This window comes from Ruegeria sp. O6 (assembly GCF_056535045.1).
Map to the genome: position 1 here is coordinate 1 of NZ_JBQERM010000005.1, position 17453 is coordinate 17453.

Sequence of the window (17453 nt, forward strand, 5' to 3'; positions counted from 1 at the left end):
TGTTTCCCGGATTTCATTCTCATCTCCACTCTCTGATGGTTACGATGAGCCTGAAATCCTCCGCTACGCAATCAACCTAGTCTGTTCCATGGGTGCTGATGGCGGACAACCACATATACGGAAGTCAGCGACGGTCGTTACCGAGTTCAAATTGACTGATGCCGCGCGAAGCTCCAATTACAGCAATGCGCAGAAAGCGGCCTTTGCAAAGTTTTACGAACGGCCCAAAGCGTGGTAGGCCTGTTGCGTTGAGAACCGCTGAAATCAACCCAAAGCGGACGACGAAAAGATGGCCAATCGGCAAAGGTTTTTTGCGTTTTCCTAACAGCGGCTACTCAATTGCCTTGCGAAATGTCTCCGTCAGCCGTTTGTTCAAACCGTGATGAGGTTCGGCTGAAGAACCGTAGTGCAACTCCGCCAAAGCAGCGATGTCATTGAAAATGACTACGGAGCCGCCTTCTTCATTCGCGTAAACCAATAGTTTTTGGCAAAAGGCATCCAAACCAATTGCCGGAAAGTCCGCCATAGCCACACCACCGGGCGCTGGTCCGCCGAATAGCAAGAGAACAGCATCCGGCAGCTCCGTCCCCAGTTGGGACGCTTCGGCCGCAAAATCGATCTCCCCAAACCAGACTGTATCGTCCTGTCCCATCACAGCTGTCCTGACACGTTCCACTGCCTCTGGAACGCTGAGCTCAGATCGCAATTCGATGATGCCATGGTTTGCAACTAATCCTTTGGTCGGCGCTGGTGCTGCATCCAAGTCGTTCAGGACTTCGAGCAACTTGTTCTCAAATGCATTCAACGCTTGGGTATTGATTAGACCATGCCGAACTTTGAGAAACTGAGAGTCTGTGTATTCGATCTGCGGTCGACCATCCTGATCGAATGAAAGAACGCGAAAAGGAAGGTCCAGACCTGCACGTACGTTCTCCTCCAGTATAGGTGTGTTTACCTCTGGATCAGAGAAAACGAGTACACGAGATGCTGGCATTTCGACGCCTTCGGCCTTGGCCAGGCGCGCGTGATCTATCGATGCGATTGGAGCAGCTCCCGCTTCGGAAACGGCAGTCTCAAGCTCTAAGAAGTTTTCGTCCACCGCGGTCTGGACAGATGAAGATTGTGCAAAAGCGGATGCCGAAACTGATAAAGTTGCGATCATCGAGAAAACAAAGCCAGACCTCACCATTTTACCACTTCCTGTTTCCTCGTACTTTTTTCAGAGAAACCGCCGCCAGAGCTGCAAAAGCTATCTCGGCTGCAAGATAAAAGAGAAGTACCCCGTTCGGAACTCCATCGATAAGGATGCTTAGTATGCGCCCAACGGCCAGTCCTGACATAAACAAAAATAGAACCCACAGCGCGGGGCGTTGTAACTCTGGTTTCGAAGCAGCCGCCAACCAAAACAGAGCGTTTGCCATGTAAAGACCCATAATCGCTCGGAAAACATGCGTCAGGTTCGTCCCTTCCACTGGAAATCCCAGCAAAACTGGGATCGAACGGCCGGGCATCAGACCGTATGACAACGCAATTGGCACGAGGCCGACGGCAGCAAGCAGAAGGACTAATCTAGCACTCATGGAGGACTCCTTCTCGTAGAGGTTTCGCTTTTTGCGAAATTCCTAGTCGGTTATTTTGGGCATCCGATGATCCGAGCCGGATGCCCACGCTGCGGTGGGAAAGGCGTATTGGTTGCCTCGCTTCCTCTACTGAGAGATGCCGCCTTCGGTTGATGTTTGTTCTTCAACATGGTCTTGATTGGCGACCGGCTTCCCGCGCGGAGGGAACTCCTCGAAAGTAGCGAGATGTGCCTGCACTAACCGGGCGGCTGGGCCGAATGCCCACATTTTCTCACCCATCCAGCGGACGTACATACCGCTTTCCTCCGCAGCTTTTTCGTAGGGATCGCGGCGGAGGTTGAAAAGCAAGGGGGCGACCAATTCTTCCTTCGGGCCTGACCAGCCGTGGTTTTGAACGACAAAGTGCGCTTTCCAATCGTTGTAGCGTACTGCTTGGAGGTCTGTACCCTGATAGTAAATCAGCTCGCGGCGATTGCTCTCTTCATCCTCACCCGTCAGGTAAGATAGTTGATTGTAGCCATCGAGATGCACTTTATAGCCTTCATATCCCTCTAGGAGCTTTTCTCTTAGATCTGTCGGACCTCCAGCCGCAGCTACAAATGTTGGCATCCAGTCCATTCCGCTGAAGATGCCATTCAAGACTTGACCTTCTGGAATTTTGCCCGGCCAGCGAATAATCGCAGGAACTCTAAAGCCACCTTCCCAAGTAGTACCCTTTTCCCCATGAAACGGTGTCGTACCACCATCAGGCCACGTCAGTGTTTCCGGGCCATTGTCTGCGGTGAACATCACTATGGTATTATCGGCGACTCCCAGATCCTCAAGGTGGCTGAGAACGTTACCAACGCTGTTGTCCAACTCCTTCATGACAACATCCTGAAGTCCGCGCCCATTGCCCAACATAGCTTCGTATTCGGGGCTGAGGTGGGTCCAGACGTGTGCACGGGCTGGAGCCATCCAGACAAAAAACGGAGTGTCCGACTCTACTGCACGAGAAATGAAGTCCTTCGTGTGAGATGTCACTTCGTCATCCAAAGTCTTTTGGCGCTCAGGAGGCGCAGGCCCGTCATCAATAATGCGCTGCTTCCCGACTTTTCCAAATCGCGGGTCGACTGTTTCGTCTACCTCCTCTGTTGCAAATGAATGAATGATGTTGCGAGGCGCAAATTGCGCGTTGAATTCTGGGTCGTCTGGCCAATCCGGATCAGACGTATATTCCATAGCATTCAAGTGATAGAGCCAACCCCAATACTCGTCGAAACCTTTTGCAGTCGGTAGGAACTCATTGAGGTCGCCTAGATGGTTTTTTCCGAACTGCCCCGTCGTATACCCCAACTTTTTCAGGAACATCGGAAGCGTTGGGTCATCTGGGTTTAAACCTACCGGATCTCCCGGCAGTCCAACCGTGTGCATACCAGTCCGTATTGGCAATTGTCCGGTCATGAAAGCTGATCGACCGGCAGTACAACTTGGCTCGGCATAATAATCTGTGAGACGAGCACCCTCAGAGGAGAGGCGATCCAAGTTCGGCGTCTCGATGCTTTTGACACCTCCGTGGTAAACGCCGACGCTCGCCCAACCTACGTCATCTGCCATGATGACAAGAATGTTGGGCGGGGTATGTTCGTCGGCCCAAGCTCCAGTGAAAGCAAAGCAGACGGCACCCGTTACTGAGATAAGCTTGTTCATTAAGACCTCCCGACTTGGTACTTCTTACCAACCATAGGAAAAACATCGGCTTAGAGGAACGGTCTTATTTGTTAACTTTTTGGGCTCAGCACCTTGGTGCAAGAAATTTCTTCGACCAAAAAGCCCGCCAAGCCGGAATTGCAAAGTCCTGGGTTGAATGTCCGTTTTGGGCTGGAAACAATCGTCGCCGATTGAAGCAATGAGCGATTGCTTAGAACCTTTCGAGGACATTGCGCTAAAATTGGATTGGCCCTTGGCACGATTTGTCTGCGATAGTTTCGAGCTTTGGCATCCTGACCAACTCTACGGCTTAACACCAGCTTTCTTCAAGCCTTCGACCAAAAGCGCATTGTGTTCGGGTAGACGGAAGAGGATCAAAGCTCCGGAGACAATGCTGTCTAGGAACGCTGGGGCGAAATCCGCCAGCGCCTGCTCATGTGGCAGGCCTGCTTCGGCGCGCCCGAGGTGGGCGGCACTGGCGATCATAAGAGCCCGGCGGATCGGCGCACGCGGCGTCATCTGAATGGCGTGCTCACCCCAACGCATTGCGTCTTCAAAATCAGCGTCGGCGAAGGCAGCTTGGGCGAGCGCCAGATAGGCGTCTCCTACCCAGAGGTCAGTGTCGCGTGGGGAAAGCTGGAGGGCAAGGTGGGCATGTTCGCGCGCCTGTGTGGTTCGGCCGACCAAAGATTCATGCCAGGCCATGAAGAAGATGTTCCGGGCAAAGTTCGGGTTCAGTGTGAAGCCCAAACTGAAGTCGGCGTTGGCCCCGTCAAAATCTCCACGGAAATGACGAACCATACCGCGAACGCATAAGGCGCGCGGGTCGAGTTGACCACCAAGAAACAGAGGTTCAACGCTTTTATCAGCTAGGCCCAGGTTTTCGGTGGGGTCCTCATCGAACTGGTATAGATAACGCATCAGGTAGGCAAACGCTTTGATCCAATGGGCCTGGACGTTGCGCGGGTCGAGATCAATGGCGCGATCAGAGACCGATATGACCTCATCGAACTTATCCTGAGAGTAGAAGCCTCCCGCGTAGAAGATCGCCATTGCACGTAGCGAGAGGTCGTAGGAGTTGAAGTCGATATCTCGAGCCACAGACGCGCGATCTATTTCGGCAATGGATATCTGGGGGGCGATGGCGCCGACCACGCTGCGTGTAATCTCATCCTGTAACGCGAAGATGTCGTCTAGCGTGCGGTCGTAGCGCTCGGCCCAAACATGGGCTCCATTTGTGCAGTCGATGAGTTGGGCAGTAATGCGTACGCGGTTTTGGGCTCGACGGAGGCTACCCTCTAGCATGTAGCGAACACCGAGTTCTCGAGCGATATCTATATGGGTGACGGGGCGACCCCTGAACGAAAATGAGGAGTTGCGGGCGATGACGAAAAGCTCGGGAAAGCGCGAGAGCTCTGTGATGATGTCTTCGGAAACGCCGTCACAGAAGTATTCCTGTTCTGGATCATTGGACATGTTCTGGAAGGGCAAGACAGCGATGGAGGGTTTGTCAGTGGGTTGAGATTGGTTTTGCGTGGAATCTGATTTGCCCTCCATCGCCAATTTGTAGGCGCGAACTGGCTCGGAGATGTTTTTGAGCGCTACTTCGCCAAGGTCTATGATGTCGTGTTCGATTTTGCCTCGAACCTGCCGGCATGCGTCGTCAGACAGTATGACACCGCCTGGGTCAGCGATGCCTTCGAGTCTTGCGGCAAGATTAACACCCTCGCCATAAATGTCGCCCTCGTCCAAGATTACGTCTCCAATGTGCAACCCTATTCGGAAGCTGATCCGGCTTTCGGTGGGGCTCTCGGCTTCGGCGGCGTGCAGCGCCTTCTGGAGCGTCGCTGCGGCCTCAACGGCAGAAACGACCGAGCTAAAAAGTGCAAACAGGCCATCACCAGTAAGCTTGATAATCTCACCTCCGGCACTTTCGATACTTGGATTGATGATGTCCCGTCGTAGGTCTTTGAGACGAGCAAGTGTTCCCGCCTCGTTAGCCGCCATAAGCCGTGAGTAGCCGACCATATCGGCGGCAAGTATGGCGGCAAGTCGGCGTGTCATGCGCATTTCCCAATAGCAACCTTTTTTCGAATCTATCAAGTTCGGCAGTAGTGTGCCAACTTTCGAGAATGTCCGCTTCGGGCTGCCACCGGTCATTAATGTGAAAAGTAACGAAAGGCGACAACAAGCCCAATGCGGGCTTTGCCAACCTTTCAAATCAGCATCATCCCCGACCATTTCAGTTCGAGTTTCAATCCCTAGCGGGCAAGGCAACCTCGCCTTCCCAGTCAGAAATACGGTGCGGTAGCGCCAGGAGTTTTGACGCCACACGTGTTTTGGTCGTTCCACTTCCAGTCATCCCCGAATATTTGCCGGTGGAGGAAACAATCCGCCAGTTGTTGACGCCGAAGGCAACAACCTCCCATCTCATGGTGAACGTGTCCTCTTCTTCACCATAAACACAGACGCCACCGCCGCTGACACCGCTGGGTCCGCCGAAACCCGAGCCCACGCACCGGACAAAACCAGGATCGATTGGTCCCTCGTCAACGGTATAAGTCCCATAGTTGTCCTCTTTCCAGAACACGTCCTCGCCCGCGGAAATTTGCTCTTGGTTGACGACATAGAAGTTCGTTGCCGACACTTTCTCTGCAGCAGTCAGACAATGAGGCGCAAAGAGAACTGCGGGGATAAGCATTGAACGCAACATGTTGTTTCCTTCGACAGTGGGGCAAAACCAGCATGATAGAGACTACGAAATTTATTGCTAGGAAAGGAACGCATAGCCGGACCTGAAAAGTCAGCTTCGTCCCGCATCTCAGAGATTGCAAAGCTTAGTGATGAAGGTCCGCTTTGGGCTGCGACCAGCTATTCATGCAGGCCGCGGAGAATGGCCAAGTCGACTCTAAACCTACCGAATGCTGCGACCTGTACGAATTCCGGCGCAGCACAGAAAGCTGACTTTGCAAAGTCAAAAGACAGCCCAAAGCGGCATTCGTGGTACACTCTTGCGCCGAGGCGCGTTCAGCCACTTAAACGTGAGGTGGCGAAAGTCGACCGCCAACTCATAACTGTCTGAACGCGCAGGAAGAAACGAAACATCGAACGCAGAAGTTGGCCAATGTACTGGCGGCAACATCCGTTACGGCCCGGATCAGGGGGCTCGCTCACACCATACCCGCACCGACGATTTTACTAATCTCGAGGTTCGGTAGAGGCAAGTTCGAAAAGCAAGCGGTTTGGGTTCCTCATCCCCATAGGTTTGTCAAATCAACATCCCTACTGTCAGGTTCCCTTTCGTTGCTCAGCTTCTCAACTTGGAGCAGCATGGGGATATCAAATGTCGTGCCAGTTATTACGCACGCCCCCTTTGGCAACGTCGGAATCTGGCTTCTGGACACTGCGTCGAGCGTCGAAATCGTATTGTCCAGCAAGGCTAAATCCCTGTCATTTACAAGTCTGTGAATGAAATAGTTGTGAACCTGCGAGACTATGGTCGGAGAAATATCCGACGGTCTTTGACTGGCAAGAGTAACAAAGAAACCAAATTTCCGTCCTTCCTTAATAATCTCCTCAAAGAGCTCAAGGCGGTAGTCCTTCCAGCTTTCGGCTTCTCGGGCAGATTGCGTAGACAGAATGTTATGGGCTTCATCGATTACTAGGTGGGCCGTCGATGTCGGCGGAGAACTCGGAATATCCTTGTGAATTTCGTAGTAGTGTTTGGCGATTAAAATTGGCAGGATCTTCTTTATCTCTGGCTTTGTCTCCCTGAGTGAGATCACCGTGACGGTCTGCTGTGGTAGATTTGCGTCCTCAGTTACACTTATGACCTTTCGGAGATCGCCTTTAAGCGATTCAATTCGCCGCAAGAGAGGATGAATATGGTCGTATTGCGCGGAACCGCTTAGCACGTCTCTAATAATTTGGAGCGATGCCCGAACCTGCAATTCATCAAACCCTTCTAGTAGGTCAACATCCAAATCATCGACCTTGGTCAAGAACTCGGATTCCACAAACTCCTCATTGCTACTCAGAAACTGCCAGTTCTGTGGCCCGACAATAAAATGAAAGGTTTCAATGTTGGAGCCCCTCTGCAAACCAACTTTTTCGAGCGACTCCGTGAGTTCACCGTCTGGGTCGATTGTTCGAGCTAGGTGCTTCAGTTGCTCAAGGGCCTCAAGGCTCGGGTCCTTTGATTTTAGCACCCGTTCAAAGGTCGCTCGCAAGTATCGCGAAAGACTGTCTTCGATGTTGGCGTACTTGTTTCGACCCGATACTACACGGCGTAAGAACGGTTTTTGAGTATTTGCGGTCGCCTGAAACAGTATTCCTAGAGTTTCAGCGTCCCAGAATTCCTCGCTTCGCAACGTGAAGTAGTCCAGAGGTTCGCCCTTGGTCCTCAATCTCACCACTGTCTTGTACGGGGCTCCGACAAGCTGATCGCCGGTGTATTCCCCGTTAAAATCCAAGAATACAAATCTACTCTTGCCTTGCATTGCATCAACTTTCTCGTCGAACAGAGTTGTGAATAGCTTGGCTAAAGTGTTGGATTTCCCGCTGCCTGTATTGCCGAATATCCCAATGTGAGTATTAAAAATGTCTTGCCACGGCAAATAAATTGGCAAGTCTTCTTTCAGAAGCTTCCCGATTACAATGCCTTCGTGCTGTCGCCTTTCAAAGATGGTTTCAACTTTTCTTTGGGGAACAAGCTTCGCAAGGTCGCCGATCTTTGGCAGAAACTTGATGCCATCGAAAAAAGAGTCATCCTCAAAGTATCCAATAGGGCGAGCTTTTAGCTTGCGTACATGCTGGGCGCTGGGTCCGTCGCCGTCGACAAACTTTTCATCGAGGTATTCACCTTCGACGATGCAAACGATTTCGCGAAACCCGTGGCCGATGCTGATGAACTCCCGGATAGACACACCTTTGAAGGCTTCACCCTTATAGAAATGTGTCTCAAGGTTGGAACTCTCGTTGGCCCGAATTGTAATCTCGACGCCAACTACCGCTATGACTTCGCCGATCTCAATCATCCGGATCGCCCTCAGTCGTTGCGGGTGAAGTCGAGAATACTTCATTGTTGAAAGCCGTAAAATCTAACCTGCCGTCAACTCTTATGAGCTCTACGTTTCCAAATCCTTCGAATTTCTTCTCAAGGTCAGCCTTCGTACCGTCCGAAAAACAACAGATAAATACTTGCAAGGACGGGTTCGAAAGTGACCGCTTCACCAAACTTAGTATGTGCTCATCAGCGAACGAAAACCCAAACACAATAAAAACCGAGTTCGGTTTTTCGAGCTCGTAACTCAGCATTCTGAGTGATTGGTAGTAATGCTCCTCGAATACGGTTTCGTGGAACTTCCATTTTGTCGGATTAACTATCGGAAGCGTTTTATACTTTTCCCAAAACTCTTCGATCTGCTCCGGCGTTACTTCGACCTCAATTTCCTCTAAGTCATTTTCATTAAGAAGCTCGTTCAGCAGGGCCTCGTCAAATTCTTCCTCAACTATTTCAAGAACCGATTTCATCCGGCGAACCGCGCGGATGCGGTTGTAGGATACTTCAATTTTGTCCCGATCCTTGTACCAATACACTGAGCCGTGCAACTGGATCAGATTGATTTGAGGTATACTTTTTTCGTGCCTATCGAACACACCTTGATCTTTGACGTATCGATTGAAGTTACGAGTTTGTAGTACCTTTTTGACAAACCCAACGGCACCATCATTGAGAACAAAATCAGTCTGCGGTGAATGCATCAGTCGCTCTGCAACATGTGCAACCATGCCGTCGTAATTGGTCGTGAAAATATTCGCTCTGTTGAATGCGTCCTTTTTTCCAAGCAACTCTAAAATGGACCCAAGAAAGCGTTCATAGTTTTCTACAACCAATTTACCTTTGTCGTTTAGCTTAGAGATATCTCTGGCGTTAAATGCTGATGCCGGTTCGATCACGTTTCTAACGTAGTAAGAGAAAAGCAGTGCGTGAATCTCTTCGTTGTCTGCAAAGTATGTTGCCAAACTTTCTAGAGAGTGCTTTTCAAAGGTATCTGCTTCTAAAATTTCAAGTTCAAGTGTCGGCAACAACCCGTGTGAGGCACCTGAGCCGATAAGAAAGTTCAGGTTTTTGTCGTAAATGTCGCTTCTATTAATTTTAGTCACATTCAAACTCCGCAGCAAATGTCGCAGTGATACTTTCATGCTGCACTGCCCACAAGTAAAAGCTGTCTGTTGGTTGGCCTTTCGCGTCGACCGTTCTAACGTTTTGTTTTGGCATCGACATACGGAATCTTCGACCACGCCACAGAGCGTCACACTGAACCGAGAACTGGTTTACTTGATTGTGTGAACGTCAGATTGGTCTACACGCCAGTTTCACGCCTTCCGGCCTCATTCGTCTTGTAGCTCAGAGCCCGCTTCGGGGCGGAGAAGTACAGACAATACTCGGCGGTGAATACGATCTAGATCGTAATCGGTTAGTTCTAATCCCTCAGTCATCCGCGCTTTGAATGATTGAAAGTCTCCGCGAGTAATCTCGTCACGGTTTTTGTCGTCTCCGGCGAGTTGCTGCGCGAGTTTTTCCTTTCGGAAGTCCAGCAGAAAACGGGAAAATCGAGCGTTCAATTCGGAGTACTGAGGGGACTCCTCGATAGGCGATTGTTTTTCATCAATTCGGTATCCGATAGCCATGGAACTGCCCGAGCGGTTTTGCTGGGCAAGTACAACATTCTGGTCAGCTTTTGCGTGTGACGCGTATGAGACGATTTGGTTCCATGGCCACAGTCTTGAGATTTTCTGGTCTTGGTCAATAGCGCGAATGTTATCGACTGTCGCCTAACGCAGAACAATCTCAGAACTCTACAGGAATCTTTTTTATTTTATTTCAAAGTCTTAAGAATCTGCGGGCATTAAAGACCGTTCAAATGGGCGCAAAAATCAACCTTATGGGCTATTTATGCCCACCCACACAATTTGTGCAGCGCTTCATACCTATCCGCATTTGGAATGACCGCAGCTGCGGCAGGTCATGCAGCCTTCGATCATGACCATGTCGTACTGACCGCAGGACGGGCAGGCTTTGCCACGTGGCGCGTCCAGGTTCACCACTTGCGCCTGGGGATCGGATTTCAACCCCATCCCTTCGCCTTCCAGAAAGCCGATGGCGACCATGTGCTGTTCGATCACGCCCCCGATCGCGGCCAGGATCGATGGGATATACTTGCCTTTGACCCACGCCCCGCCGCGCGGGTCGAAAACGGCTTTCAGCTCTTCGACCACAAAGGACACGTCCCCACCCCGACGGAACACGGCCGAGATCATCCGCGTCAGCGCCAGTGTCCAGGCGTAATGTTCCATGTTCTTGGAGTTGATGAACACTTCGAACGGGCGGCGGCGGCCCGAGATGATGATGTCGTTGATGGTCAGATAAATCGCGTGCTCGCTATCGGGCCATTTCAGCTTGTAGGTCGACCCCTCCAGCGATTGCGGGCGATCCAGCGGTTCGGACATGTAGATGACGTCGCCGCCTTCAATTTCATGAGGCGCATTCGCGCTTTCCCCCGGCACCTTGTCATCGCTTTCCGAAACGGTCAGAACCGAGCCGGTCACATCGTTGGGGCGATAGGTCGTGCACCCTTTGCAGCCCTGATCCCAGGCCTGCATGTAGACATCCTTGAATGCGTCAAAGCTGATATCTTCCGGGCAGTTGATGGTCTTGGAGATCGAGCTGTCGATCCATTTCTGCGCTGCCGCCTGCATCTTGACGTGATCCGACGGCGTCAGGGTCTGGGCATTGACGAAATAGTCCGGCAGAGCTGCGTCGCCAAACTTGTCGCGCCACATCTGAACGGCGTAATCCACGACCTCTTCTTCGGTGCGCGAGCCGTCTTTTTGCAGAACCTTGCGGGTGTAGGCATAGGCAAAGACCGGTTCAATCCCTGACGACACGTTCCCGGCATAAAGCGAAATCGTGCCCGTGGGCGCAATCGAGGTCAGCAGAGCGTTGCGGATACCATGTTCGCGGATCGCATCGCGGACGTCGTCATCCATTTGCTGCATTGTGCCGCTGGCCAGATATTTCTCGGCGTCGAACAGGGGGAACGCGCCTTTCTCCTTAGCCAGATCGACCGAGGCCAGATATGCGGCGCGGGCGATTGCGTGCAACCAGCGTTCCGTCTGGCGCGCCGCCTCGTCGGACCCATAGCGCAGGCCCAGCATCAGCAGCGCATCCGCAAGACCCGTCACGCCCAGCCCGATGCGGCGCTTGTCCTGCGCTTCCGCCTCTTGCTCGGCCAGCGGGAATTTCGAGGCGTCCACGACGTTATCCATCATGCGCACGGCTGTCGCGACCAGTTCCTGCAACGCCGGTTCATCCAGATGCGCGGCATCCCCAAATGGTTCGGCAACCAGCCGCGCCAGATTGATCGAGCCCAGCAGGCAAGCCCCGTACGGCGGCAGAGGCTGTTCGCCACAGGGGTTCGTCGCGGCGATGGTTTCAACATAGCTCAGGTTGTTGGCCTGATTGATGCGGTCGATGAAGATCACGCCCGGTTCAGCATAATCATATGTGGCCTGCATGATCTTGTTCCACAGATCGCGCGCCTGAACGGTATGATAGATCTTGCCGTCAAACTGCAACTCCCACGGGCCGTCGGCCTTGACCGCCTCCATGAAGGGATCGGTCACCAGCACCGACATGTTGAACATGCGCAGGCGGGCCGGGTCGGATTTGGCGGTGATGAACTGTTCGATATCAGGGTGATCACAGCGCATGGTGGCCATCATCGCCCCCCGGCGCGAGCCCGCGGACATGATTGTGCGGCACATTGCGTCCCACACATCCATGAAGCTGAGCGGGCCAGAGGCATCTGCCGCCACACCTTTCACATCCGCGCCACGCGGGCGGATGGTCGAGAAATCATAGCCGATCCCGCCCCCCTGCTGCATGGTCAGCGCGGCCTCTTTCAGCATGTCAAAGATGCCGCCCATGCTGTCGGGGATGGTGCCCATAACGAAGCAGTTGAACAGTGTCACCTGCCGCGCGGTGCCTGCGCCAGCAGTGATGCGCCCGGCGGGCAGATATTTGAAATCTTCCAGTGCCTCGTAGAACCTGTCTTCCCAATGATCCGGGTCGTCCTCGACCCGCGCGAGGTCACGGGCGATGCGTCGCCAGCTGTCTTCAACCGTCTGATCGATGGGCGTGCCATCCGCCTGTTTGAAGCGGTATTTCATGTCCCAGATCTGCTCGGCGATGGGGGCGGCAAAGCGGCTCATTGGTGATTCCCTGTGCTGAAAGAGGTATCCAGACTAACACCCACTACACCTTGATGAAAGCCAATCCTGAGCTACAATGGATAGATAGCAAAGGGACGACTCTGTGGGAAAGCTGTGGATAAATACGTGAACCTCATCAAACTTTCGGTTGGTTCGGAAAGCGTGGACTCTCTGATCGCGTGGCAGGACAGCCGAATGCCGCTTTATGAGGACGGATATCCGCGCCACGTAACCCGCATGTGGCCCAAACGTGATGCCGAGATTCTGAATGGCGGATCAATCTATTGGGTCATCAAAGGTGTCGTACAGTGCCGTCAGCGCATTCTGCGCCTGGATGAGGTGATCGGCGAGGACGGTATCCGCCGCTGCGCCATCGTTCTCGACCCTAACGTACATCGGACCCAGAACGCCTTGAAACGCCCGTTTCAGGGTTGGCGATACCTGAAGCCCGAAGATACACCAGCCGACCTTCCGAAAGGGCGCGCGCAGGATGACACCCTGCCCGATGATCTGAACCGCGCCCTTGCGGATATCGGTGTGCTGTAGTTACCGCAGCCGATCCAGCATTTCCGTCAGAACCGCCTTATCCGCCGCGTCGACCTTTGCAACCCGGCTGCGCCACAACGTGGCCTGCGATTGCAGGATCAGACCGTCCGACAGGATCTTGAGGTGGTTTGCCCGCAGGGTTTCACCTGAGGAGGTGATATCGGCAATTGCTTCGGCTGTTTCGTTCATGACCGTACCTTCGGTCGCTCCCTGGCTGTCGACCAGAGTGTAGTCGGCCACGCCCGCGTCGGTCAGGAACTCCCGCACCAGTCGGTGATATTTGGTGGCGATCCGCAGCCGGTGGCCGTGGGTGTTGCGAAATGCTGCTGCCGCCGCATCGAGATCGTCCAGCGTGTCCACATCGACCCAGCAGGCGGGTGTGGCAATGATCAGATCGGCTTTGCCAAAGCCCAGCTGCGCAATCTCTTCGACCTGCTGTTCCCAGCGTGGCAGCTTCTCATGCACCAGATCGATGCCGGTGACGCCCAGATGAATACGGCCCGACGCAAGTTCGCGCGGAATCTCACCCGCCGACAACAGAACCAGCGAGACGCCGTCAATCCCGTCAACCCTACCCGCATATTCCCTGTCCGAGCCGTTGCGGGACAGCATGATGCCATGTTTTTCGAACCATGAGACGGTCTTTTCCATCAACCGGCCCTTCGAGGGCACGCCCAGTTTCACACTCATTGCGCGGCCTCCTCGATTTCAAGCATCAGGTCCGGGCGGATCACTCCGCCGATCGCGGGGATTTCGGCCCCATCCCCCAAACGGCGCGTCAGCGCATCATAGCGCCCACCGGTGGCGACAGGCGGCAGGTCGGGACGGCCTTCGGCGTAGAACCCAAAGACAAACCCGTCGTAATATTCCATCGATGTCCGGCCATAAGACGCTTCGAAATCCAGCCGGGCGACGTCGACGCCACGCGCTTGCAGGGCTGCGATCCGCGCCTCCAATCGGTCCAGTGCCGGGGTGATCTGCGGCAGATCCACTGCCACATCCCTCAGCTGTTCCAACGCGAAGGGCATGGTTTCACGCACATTCAGCAGCGTTTCCAACCCGGCCAGTTCATTGTCAGAGATCGGCGGCGCAGCGCGATCTTCACGCAGGGCTTTGATCCGGTCGGCAATCTCGGGCCCGCGGCGCTTGCCGATCATCGGAACATCAACCGCCATCGGGTCGTCCGCGTCCAAAAGCGCGTCACGGCCTTCGGGCCCCGGTTTACGCCCTGCAAACCGGTCCAGCAGCGCACGGAACCGGCGCGGCCGCCACAGGTGCCGCATCAGCGCCGCCTTGCGGCGGTCTGTGGTCCGAAGCCCTTCGACAGCGGCGGTCAGGATGCCGATATCCCCGGTTGCTGCACGCAGGGGCAGCCCGCGCAGTTGCAACGCCATCAGCGAAAACACTTCGGCATCGGCACCAGCGGGATCATCGCGGTCAAACACCTCGTACCCCACCTGAATATACTCGTTCGACCGGTCCGGGTCGTGTTCCTGACGGCGGAACACCTCACCTGAATAGGTATAGCGCGCAGGCTCGGCCCCGTCCCGCATGTGCATCTGAACAACGGGTAGGGTGAAGTCCGGGCGCAGCATCTGCTCGCCCCGCAACGCGTCCGAGGTGACGTAGGCGCGGGCGCGGATATCCTCGCCATAAAGGTCCAGCAACATTTCAGCGGGTTGCAACAGGGGCGTATCCACCACTTGCGCGCCCGCAGCCTCGAACCGGACACGCATCATCGCGGCGCGGGCCTGTATCTGGGAACGGTTGGGCATGGGTCAGTCCTGACTGTCCAGAATTTCACGCACTTTCGCGACCAGATCAGAGCGCGATACTTCGAACTGACTGGGGCGTTCTTTCCATTCCTCCAGCGTGGCGCTTTCGGCGATCTTGGCCCCAAGGATCAGGTCCTTGATCTGCACGATGCCCTTTGCCTTTTCGTCCCCGCCTTCGATCACCGCAACCGGAGAGTTGCGCTTGTCTGCGTATTTCAACTGGTTGCCAAAGTTCTTGGGATTGCCCAGATACACCTCGGCCCGAATGCCCGCATTGCGCAGCTCGGCCACCATCGCCTGATAATCAGCCATCCGGTCGCGGTCCATTACGGTGACGACGACGGGGCCTTTGGCCTGGGCGCTGATCCGGCCCTTTTCGCGCAGCGCCGCCAGCAACCGATCGACGCCGATGGACACACCGGTCGCGGGTACTTCCTGCCCGGTGAACCGCTTGACCAGATCGTCATAGCGCCCGCCGCCCGCAACCGAGCCGAATTGCCGCTCGCGACCCTTTTCGTCGAGAATATCAAAAGTCAATTCAGCCTCGTAGACAGGCCCGGTATAGTAGCCGAGACCGCGCACGACAGAGGGATCAATCACGATACGGTCAGGGCCATATCCAGCAGCGGCAAGCAGATCCGCTATCTGCCTCAACTCGTAGACACCTTCACGGCCAACTTTGGACCCTTTTATGAGCTCGGCCAAGTAAACTAGCGTATTGCTGTTCCTGATTCTTGGTCCGTCAGTTTCCTCTAGCGAGAGAAGGTAACGGAAATCTCGGTCACCACTCATCCACGCATAGTCCAACTGCCTCGAGTAGTCTTCGGATACGTCTTTCGCTATTTGACTTTGCTGTTTCAAACGCTCGTCGATCAGTTGGTTTGCCGAGACAAACTTCATGACGGTTTCAACTTGGACCTCGTTGAGCCCTGCGCCTTTCGTGAAATCGCCGCTTTCGTCTTTGCGCCCAGTTCCCAAGAGAGCTCGCACTCCGTTGGCTCCCAGCCGATCGAGTTTGTCTATGGCGCGTAAAACGATACCACGTTCGGCCTCTTGATCATCCCCCGCAAGCCCGGCGACTTCCAACACACCGTTCAAAACCTTCCGGTTGTTCACCCGGATCAGGTAGTCGCCGCGCGGGATGCCAACCTCTTCCAGCGTGTCAGCCAGCATTGCACAGATCTCGGCGTCAGCAGCCATCGAGGCGGTTCCAACCGTATCCGCATCGCACTGGTAGAACTGCCGAAAGCGCCCCGGCCCCGGCTTTTCGTTGCGCCAGACCGGACCCATTGCATAGCGGCGGTAAGGCGTCGGCAGGTCGTTGCGGTGCTGGGCATAGACACGGGCCAGTGGCGCGGTCAGGTCATAGCGCAGGGCCATCCAGTCGCCATTTCCGCCCTCGTCAAACTCCTGCCACGCAAAGACGCCTTCGTTCGGGCGGTCCACGTCGGGCAGGAACTTGCCTAGCGCCTCGACGGTTTCGACCGCACTGCTCTCAAGCGCGTCAAACCCGTACCGATGATAGACGCCCGCAATCGTCCGCAGCATCTCGGTGCGCTGCGTGACTTCCTCGCCGAAATAGTCACGGAACCCTTTCGGCGTTTCGGCCTTGGGGCGGGGCTGTTTCTTGGGCTTGGCCATGTGGGGCGTCCTTGGGAGTGTACCTGTTCCGCGCGCGGTCTATCCCATGGCCCGCATCTGGGCAAGGCGCGCTTTCTCTGGCCAAGGCGTCACGGGGTCGCTATGTGCAGCCTGAAAGACAGGAGCATCCCATGCAGCAACTGGAAGAACAGATTGCCCATCTGACCCGCACGGTTGACGATCTGAACGCGGTTGTCACCCGGCAACAGGCCGAGATTGACCGGCTGACCCGCCGTGTCGAGATGCTGCTGCACCGTGAGGCCGAGCGCGCACAGGAAGGGTCAGGCGGCGTTGTCCTTGGTGACGAACGTCCGCCACATTACTGACGGCTTACAGCCCCAGCGTTGATTTCACCGCGTTATCGACGACGCCACCCAGCAGGGCGTTTTCATCCCCGGCGCAGCCGTCTTTCAGAGCCGCCACAAATGTTTCGCGCAGCGCGGCCTTTTCCTCGTCCGAACCGGCATGAGCTTCGAGGTCGATCTGACGGTTATAAAGTGACAACGCCGTCATCTTGCCGACCACGTCGACAATGTATTCTTCATTCCCGTCAGCCTCTTCGATGACCGACGCGCAGGTGTGATACATGTGCGGCAGCGCCGCTTGCACCATCTGTTCGGCTTCCTCGTCCGCAAGGGCAAAACCGGGCCCTGTAAGCAGCGCGGCGGTTGTGATCACTTTTATCGCGTTCAAACGCATCATCCCGCCCCCGCTTATTTCGAGTTCGCGCCAATCAGCGCCCCAACAATTGCCCCAGCGGCAGCGCCTTTGCCGTCGCCGATCAAGGCCCCGACCCCGGCCCCGATCACAGCACCTTTGATCGTGTTCTCTTTCTTCTTGTCGTCCGCAAGCGTGGCTGTCGCCGAAACCAAAGCCAGCGATGCCGCCGCCCCCAATGCAATCGTTCTGAAATTGAGACCTGCAATCGTCATATCAACGCCCTCCC

At 54.7% G+C, this 17453-nt stretch carries 17 protein-coding genes; 3 read left to right on the forward strand and 14 right to left on the reverse strand.

Features of this window, described 5'->3' with window-relative positions:
• A partial coding sequence (locus tag ACR0DY_RS08220) for a hypothetical protein (protein WP_480898095.1) occupies positions 1–238 on the forward strand: 238 nt, incomplete at its 5' end.
• Positions 239–331: 93 nt separating this feature from the next.
• Here ACR0DY_RS08220 and ACR0DY_RS08225 read toward each other — a convergent pair.
• From ACR0DY_RS08225 to ACR0DY_RS08265, 9 genes are all read right to left on the reverse strand, one after another.
• Positions 332–1189, reverse strand: coding sequence for a DUF302 domain-containing protein (locus ACR0DY_RS08225; RefSeq protein ID WP_170582983.1), 858 nt, complete (start codon positions 1187–1189; stop codon positions 332–334).
• A 1-nt stretch (position 1190) separates the two neighbouring features.
• On the reverse strand, positions 1191–1580 hold the full coding sequence (locus tag ACR0DY_RS08230; protein WP_170582982.1) for a DUF4345 domain-containing protein: 390 nt from the start codon (positions 1578–1580) through the stop codon (positions 1191–1193).
• Positions 1581–1706: 126 nt separating this feature from the next.
• Positions 1707–3269 (reverse strand): arylsulfatase, encoded by a 1563-nt coding sequence (locus ACR0DY_RS08235; protein WP_480898098.1) that lies wholly within the window; start codon positions 3267–3269, stop codon positions 1707–1709.
• A 303-nt stretch (positions 3270–3572) separates the two neighbouring features.
• Positions 3573–5333: an adenylate/guanylate cyclase domain-containing protein gene (locus ACR0DY_RS08240; protein WP_170556818.1), complete on the reverse strand. Its 1761-nt coding sequence runs from the start codon at positions 5331–5333 to the stop codon at positions 3573–3575.
• Positions 5334–5523: 190 nt separating this feature from the next.
• The gene (locus ACR0DY_RS08245) at positions 5524–5982 is read right to left on the reverse strand and encodes a hypothetical protein (protein WP_480474019.1); all 459 of its coding nucleotides are present in this window, start codon (positions 5980–5982) and stop codon (positions 5524–5526) included.
• Positions 5983–6520: 538 nt separating this feature from the next.
• Positions 6521–8305 carry an ATP-binding protein gene (locus ACR0DY_RS08250; protein ID WP_480547475.1) on the reverse strand — a complete coding sequence of 595 codons (1785 nt, stop codon included), beginning with the start codon at positions 8303–8305 and terminating at the stop codon, positions 6521–6523.
• On the reverse strand, positions 8298–9473 hold the full coding sequence (locus tag ACR0DY_RS08255) for a hypothetical protein (protein ID WP_480827081.1): 1176 nt from the start codon (positions 9471–9473) through the stop codon (positions 8298–8300). The genes ACR0DY_RS08250 and ACR0DY_RS08255 overlap by 8 nt, the downstream gene beginning before the upstream one ends.
• A gap of 189 nt (positions 9474–9662) precedes the next feature.
• Positions 9663–9962, reverse strand: coding sequence for a hypothetical protein (locus ACR0DY_RS08260; protein WP_480898101.1), 300 nt, complete (start codon positions 9960–9962; stop codon positions 9663–9665).
• Between the two features lie 300 nt (positions 9963–10262).
• Positions 10263–12545 carry an adenosylcobalamin-dependent ribonucleoside-diphosphate reductase gene (locus ACR0DY_RS08265; protein ID WP_480489016.1) on the reverse strand — a complete coding sequence of 761 codons (2283 nt, stop codon included), beginning with the start codon at positions 12543–12545 and terminating at the stop codon, positions 10263–10265.
• A gap of 114 nt (positions 12546–12659) precedes the next feature.
• Between ACR0DY_RS08265 and ACR0DY_RS08270 the strand changes: the two genes are divergently transcribed.
• Positions 12660–13091, forward strand: a complete 432-nt coding sequence (locus ACR0DY_RS08270) for a DUF1489 family protein (RefSeq protein ID WP_480547471.1) — start codon at positions 12660–12662, stop codon at positions 13089–13091.
• Here ACR0DY_RS08270 and hisG read toward each other — a convergent pair whose 3' ends face one another.
• From hisG to hisS, 3 genes are read right to left on the reverse strand one after another with little or no spacing between them, the layout of a single operon-like run.
• Positions 13092–13781: an ATP phosphoribosyltransferase gene (gene hisG, locus ACR0DY_RS08275; protein ID WP_480547469.1), complete on the reverse strand. Its 690-nt coding sequence runs from the start codon at positions 13779–13781 to the stop codon at positions 13092–13094.
• Positions 13778–14866, reverse strand: coding sequence for an ATP phosphoribosyltransferase regulatory subunit (locus ACR0DY_RS08280; protein WP_480547467.1), 1089 nt, complete (start codon positions 14864–14866; stop codon positions 13778–13780). The genes hisG and ACR0DY_RS08280 overlap by 4 nt, the downstream gene beginning before the upstream one ends.
• A gap of 3 nt (positions 14867–14869) precedes the next feature.
• Positions 14870–16507, reverse strand: coding sequence for a histidine--tRNA ligase (hisS, locus tag ACR0DY_RS08285; protein WP_480547465.1), 1638 nt, complete (start codon positions 16505–16507; stop codon positions 14870–14872).
• Between the two features lie 131 nt (positions 16508–16638).
• On the opposite strand from hisS, the gene ACR0DY_RS08290 reads away from it, so the two are divergent.
• Complete coding sequence (locus tag ACR0DY_RS08290) at positions 16639–16833, forward strand: SlyX family protein (protein ID WP_209504826.1); 195 nt, start codon at positions 16639–16641, stop codon at positions 16831–16833.
• A 4-nt stretch (positions 16834–16837) separates the two neighbouring features.
• Here ACR0DY_RS08290 and ACR0DY_RS08295 read toward each other — a convergent pair whose 3' ends face one another.
• A complete protein-coding gene (locus tag ACR0DY_RS08295; RefSeq protein WP_480540030.1) occupies positions 16838–17209 on the reverse strand; it encodes a hypothetical protein in 372 nt (123 codons plus the stop codon).
• Between the two features lie 11 nt (positions 17210–17220).
• Positions 17221–17439, reverse strand: a complete 219-nt coding sequence (locus ACR0DY_RS08300; RefSeq protein WP_209504828.1) for a hypothetical protein — start codon at positions 17437–17439, stop codon at positions 17221–17223.
• Positions 17440–17453 lie beyond the last annotated feature (14 nt).

Bases quoted from the DNA above. Each gene is read 5' to 3' on its own strand.
- ACR0DY_RS08245 (WP_480474019.1), bottom strand. From the start codon at position 5,982: ATGTTGCGTTCAATGCTTATCCCCGCAGTTCTCTTTGCGCCTCATTGT.
- ACR0DY_RS08255 (WP_480827081.1), bottom strand. From the start codon at position 9,473: ATGAAAGTATCACTGCGACATTTGCTGCGGAGTTTGAATGTGACTAAA.
- ACR0DY_RS08230 (WP_170582982.1), bottom strand. From the start codon at position 1,580: ATGAGTGCTAGATTAGTCCTTCTGCTTGCTGCCGTCGGCCTCGTGCCA.
- ACR0DY_RS08235 (WP_480898098.1), bottom strand. From the start codon at position 3,269: ATGAACAAGCTTATCTCAGTAACGGGTGCCGTCTGCTTTGCTTTCACT.
- ACR0DY_RS08265 (WP_480489016.1), bottom strand. From the start codon at position 12,545: ATGAGCCGCTTTGCCGCCCCCATCGCCGAGCAGATCTGGGACATGAAA.
- ACR0DY_RS08225 (WP_170582983.1), bottom strand. From the start codon at position 1,189: ATGGTGAGGTCTGGCTTTGTTTTCTCGATGATCGCAACTTTATCAGTT.
- ACR0DY_RS08300 (WP_209504828.1), bottom strand. From the start codon at position 17,439: ATGACGATTGCAGGTCTCAATTTCAGAACGATTGCATTGGGGGCGGCG.
- ACR0DY_RS08240 (WP_170556818.1), bottom strand. From the start codon at position 5,333: ATGACACGCCGACTTGCCGCCATACTTGCCGCCGATATGGTCGGCTAC.
- hisS (WP_480547465.1), bottom strand. From the start codon at position 16,507: ATGGCCAAGCCCAAGAAACAGCCCCGCCCCAAGGCCGAAACGCCGAAA.
- ACR0DY_RS08250 (WP_480547475.1), bottom strand. From the start codon at position 8,305: ATGATTGAGATCGGCGAAGTCATAGCGGTAGTTGGCGTCGAGATTACA.
- ACR0DY_RS08290 (WP_209504826.1), top strand. From the start codon at position 16,639: ATGCAGCAACTGGAAGAACAGATTGCCCATCTGACCCGCACGGTTGAC.
- ACR0DY_RS08295 (WP_480540030.1), bottom strand. From the start codon at position 17,209: ATGATGCGTTTGAACGCGATAAAAGTGATCACAACCGCCGCGCTGCTT.
- ACR0DY_RS08280 (WP_480547467.1), bottom strand. From the start codon at position 14,866: ATGCCCAACCGTTCCCAGATACAGGCCCGCGCCGCGATGATGCGTGTC.
- ACR0DY_RS08260 (WP_480898101.1), bottom strand. From the start codon at position 9,962: ATGGCTATCGGATACCGAATTGATGAAAAACAATCGCCTATCGAGGAG.
- hisG (WP_480547469.1), bottom strand. From the start codon at position 13,781: ATGAGTGTGAAACTGGGCGTGCCCTCGAAGGGCCGGTTGATGGAAAAG.